The 4,437-nt window shown below is 47.7% G+C and carries 4 protein-coding genes; 1 reads left to right on the top strand and 3 read right to left on the bottom strand.

Going from position 1 to position 4,437, the window contains the following annotated elements; genetic code table 11:
- Positions 1–1,045 (bottom strand): ABC transporter substrate-binding protein (locus tag AC1DWN_RS28695; RefSeq protein ID WP_477562293.1); only part of this gene is annotated, 1,045 nt, incomplete at its 3' end.
- A gap of 184 nt (positions 1,046–1,229) precedes the next feature.
- The gene (locus AC1DWN_RS28690) at positions 1,230–1,850 is read right to left on the bottom strand and encodes a YdcF family protein (RefSeq protein WP_477562292.1); all 621 of its coding nucleotides are present in this window, start codon (positions 1,848–1,850) and stop codon (positions 1,230–1,232) included.
- Positions 1,851–1,979: 129 nt separating this feature from the next.
- Here AC1DWN_RS28690 and AC1DWN_RS28685 point away from each other — a divergent pair, with 129 nt between their 5' ends.
- Positions 1,980–3,152, top strand: coding sequence for an ROK family protein (locus tag AC1DWN_RS28685; protein ID WP_477562291.1), 1,173 nt, complete (start codon positions 1,980–1,982; stop codon positions 3,150–3,152).
- Between the two features lie 70 nt (positions 3,153–3,222).
- Here the strand turns inward: AC1DWN_RS28685 and AC1DWN_RS28680 are convergent.
- On the bottom strand, positions 3,223–4,437 hold a 1,215-nt coding region (locus tag AC1DWN_RS28680), incomplete at its 5' end, for an FIMAH domain-containing protein (RefSeq protein WP_477562290.1).

Here is a 4,437-nt window from a genome sequence, read left to right as displayed (position 1 = left end):
CAGCCATGTAGCCCCAATTAAAATCGGCCGGCGTCGCTTCCTTCATTTCATTTTCTACATGGGTTCCTGTCGATACCATCGCCGCTTGCCCCTGAATAACCTGCATTTGCGATTGCGTATGATTCAAAGCCGGCAGTCCTTCTGCAAAATATCCTTGTTGACCCAGCTCATAAAATCTGGTCCAGGTTTCAACCGTTTCTGGATTTGTATATTGCGGGAGGCCATAGTTTTTATAATTTTCTATAAATTCATCAACATGTCTATTGATATCTGCTAGTTCAAAGTTTTTGGCTGTTCCGAATGCCCAGTTATGATAGCTTGGATGAATGCCCGGGAACGTAATCGGAGTGATGCCATCAGCCTTAATGTCCGCTAGAAGCGCTTTAAATTCATCCCATGTGCGAGGATTTTGGTTCCAGCCTTGCTCCTCAAACAGCTTCTTGTTAAAGAACAATCCGCCGAAGCTGCTGGCCGTAGCAAACTCATAACGCTTCCCGCCAATCAAAGTCGTTGATTCATACATCCCAGGCATCATGAGTTCCTTCACCGTTTTATCTGGTACATCCGGCAGCTTGTAATCCCAGATATCATCCAACGGCTCAAGCTTCCCTGCTTCGGCGAGCGATACGATACCGCCTGATGGGGTCGTATTGAATAGATCAAACATATCTTTGTCATCGGCTGCAGAGATTTTGGTGGAGAGGATTGTTTTCATGTCAGCTGATGCGGTAATATCGATCGTTACATTTGGGTACTTCGCTGTGAAAGACTTTACCGCATAATCAAACCAATCACGTCCATAACCGCCTACAAAGAACCCGACCTTAAGCGTTACCTTCTCGTCCTTTGGCAATCCGTTTTCATATACTGCAGCTTCCGGTGCCGGCGTGCTGCTGGCAGGCGCCACGGTTCCTGTGCTGTCGGTGTTTGTATTATTGTTGTTCTTACTGTTATTGCTGTTGTTGCCGCTGCAGGCTGCGAGCAACGCAAAGGTCATCATTGTTGTTAAGCCGATGGTAAGAAGCTTCTTCCAAGTCGTCTTCATTTGATAACCACCCTTTCTTTGGCACTTCAATTAATTTGTTTGCAATAACTGTTTTCCCGAATAGCCAATATGCAGCCCTCTCAACCGCTAAGCCCCACCTCCTATAAGCATCTACCTTGCCTGCAATTTGTATCCGCTTTCAAATAATGCTTTAGAAGGAGCAGCCTCCTCGGCTGCACTTCCATCAACTAGCGGCATTTTGCTCTTTTCTGTTATTGACCGCGCTATTTTTCTTCAAGGCTTTCTCAATCCAGGGCAGTGTCAAACGAAACGCGCGAATCTCGAGGAAGGTTAACCGAAGCTGCAGCGTCAGGATACTGCGTATATCCCTTTTGGCATAGAAAATAGCCGAAATGCCAAGCTTCTTCATAATGTACTTCATTCGCCGAATATGAAATGAATTGGAGACAAGTACGCACGTGCTGAGTCCATGTTGCCTGAGGAGCTGTCTGCAGTTGACTACATTTTGCACCGTATTGCGTGATTTCATTTCTAAGATCAGTCTCTCTTCAGCAATGCCCTGCTGGACCAGGTAGTCCCGCATAAGCTCTGCCTCTGACCGGTCCGAGCCTACAGCTCCGCCGGAAAGCATCATATAGGAATAATCATATTGACGGAAGAGCTTTATAGCCGTATCGAGCCGTTCCTTCAGCAGCGGATGAATACTGCCGTCATCGGAACGATAACCGAGTACAATAAGAGCGTCGGAGCGTCCCACTCTCAGGCTTGCTGTATGCATCCAACAAACAAACACTAGTGGAATGCAGAGTACAGACATGATGATTACAATTCCAGCTATCCACATTTACTATTCACGTTCCTCTTAAAGTAGGTTATAATAGGTGTATTATTAATAAATCAAATGACTTTATTAATATTCTACACAAACTGTATATACTGTCAATCAAAATTTAATAAAGTGAGGGTACAATTCGTGGACGCCTTAAAAAACACGAGCAACAAGCTGCTGAAATCCATCAACCAGCAAAAGGTACTTTATTTGATATTTTCTGAAGGATCCATTTCGCGCGTTGAGCTAGCACATAAGACAGGCTTGAGCCAACAAACCGTAACCAATATCGTCAATCGCCTGCTGGAGGATGGTCTCGTCTTCGAAGGCGAGCATATGCCATTAGAAGCCGGCAGTGGCAGAAAGCGGGTCGCGCTCTCCGTCAACAGCTCCAGCCATTATGCATTAGGCATTGAAATCGCCGGCAAATATATCCGGGGCTGCGTCTATAACTTCCGCAATGAACGGCTGTCATTGACCAATCGTTCCGTGGATAAGTACAAAAGTATAGACAACCTGCTTCAGCTGCTGCATGAAGTCATTGATGAGCTACTGGAGCAGGTTCCGGAGCTTGCCAAGACGAAAGGAATCGGGATCAGCGTACAAGGGCTGGCCGATTCGAAGCAGGGCATCCTGCTGCGTGTGCCTGGCCTCGGTTTCTTACAGCTACCGCTCAAGTCACTGCTTGAGGAGAAGTATGAGCTGCCTGTCTATCTTGAGAATGATGCCAATTTATTAGCGGTTAATGAAAATATGAACGGCTGCCTTAGCGGTTCCACAGACAATATCACATTGAAATTCGATTACGGAATCGGCGGGGCGATCTTTTCGGATACGCGGCTCATCTCCGGATCGTCCTTCGTTGCAGGCGAATTCGGTCATTATAAAGCCTTCACGGGGCCGGAAGCTTATCCATGTCATTGCGGAGGAACAGGCTGCCTGACGACGTTGTTATCCATAAGCGGACTCCAATTTAATACAGGGCAAACGCTTGAAGCTTTCCAACAAGCCGTCCGATCAGGCGACGAGTCCATGATTCATTTGCACGATACAATGATCAAAACCCTGGCTATAGCCATCGGCAATTTGGTGACCTTTCTAAACCCTGACCGCGTGCTGCTAACAGGTAGAGTATTAGATTCTTGGGGCAGTGATATCGTTTCGAAGCTGAAGGAGACGCTTATGGAAAGCGTTCCTATGACAAGCCGCGGCGTTGAACTTCTGTATATGGAGCAGATGCCGGATGAAACCCTGCTTGCAGCAGGCCTAGTACTAAAGCATGTGTTCGAAATTCCACTGGATGCGTTATCGTTATAAACGAGCGGTCGCAATACTGGCAACAATCCTCCACGCATCTTTGGCATGGAGGATTGTTTTGTCTTATCGACTAAATTTGCCGGCCGTTCCATAGCTGTATCAGCMTTTGTGTCTTCTCCTCTAAAAGCTGCTTGACATCCTCTGACACAGATGAGGCCAATGCTTCATTCCGCAGATGCTTGAGAAAGTCCTCCAGCATCTTGACTGCTTGGTCATGATTACCTTTCTCCTTATGATGCTCCGCCTGCTTTAAAGAATTGCTCAATTGATTCGTAATCGGACTTAACACCCCGCCTGAAGCGGTCAACTGGTCAAGCGTTGCTTGAAGCGAAGCAAGGGTGATCAGTGTGCGGACAACCAGCTCCTCGCTCGGCGCTGACACAACCCCTGATTCATGCACCGCTATGACTTTAAAACGATACTCCGTATCCGGCTCAAGGCCTCCAGCCGCATAAACGGATTCCGTAACCGTCGCAGCTTCAGCACCGTTGACGGAAATACGATAAGTCACCGCTCCGCCGTCGCTCGGGAGAACTGGATTCCAGCTTACCAATGCTCCTGCCGGATTAATATCAGATGCCTGCAGCCCTGTCGGAGCAGGAACGACGAGACGCGTGCGGAAGCTCGACAGCTCTGACGCTTTAAAGCCGCCGAACGCATCCTCTGCAACCGCATACCAATAATAGGTCTGGCTTCCGGCAAGCCCGCTCCATATCATCTGCACGGTATCCCCGCTTTCAGCTTGAACGGTGCTTCCGATTGCCTCATCCGAATAGATCCGCACCTCCATCATATCGGTAGCGACTCGTTTTACTTGAGGCTCAAGGTCCATCTTAAGCGTCCATTCATCCTTTTGAGGCTCATAGTAATTATAATCATCAAGTACAGGCGAATACGTGTTGACGTACACCTGACCCGTTTCCGTATCGAAGTGGAACAGCTTCAAATAGCCGGAGCCGCCGGTAACGCCGTCTTCAATTCCTTGGTAATCATTAAGAATTTGGTGCACATAGCGATCAGCCGTTCCGTCGTTATTGTCGTCAAGCGCATCGGTTTTTACCGAACTGCCGGTATAGTGGCCGCTAATGACCATGACAACGTTCGGGTTAGGTATAACTACCCCGTTATAAATCATTTCTCCTGTTGCGGAACGAGTCGCATTCGCCTTCATGTATTCGTGGAACACTAGTATCGCTTTTCGTTCCGGATGTTGCTGCAGCACCTCGTTCATCCAGTTCATATCTTCCTCATTAACGCCCCAGCCCATGTAGACGAAAATATAGTC

The sequence above is a fragment of the Paenibacillus sp. P4_A7 genome (assembly GCF_056402455.1).
The sequence above is the reverse complement of the archived record's forward strand: the minus strand, read 5'-3'. Positions and strand labels throughout refer to the sequence as shown.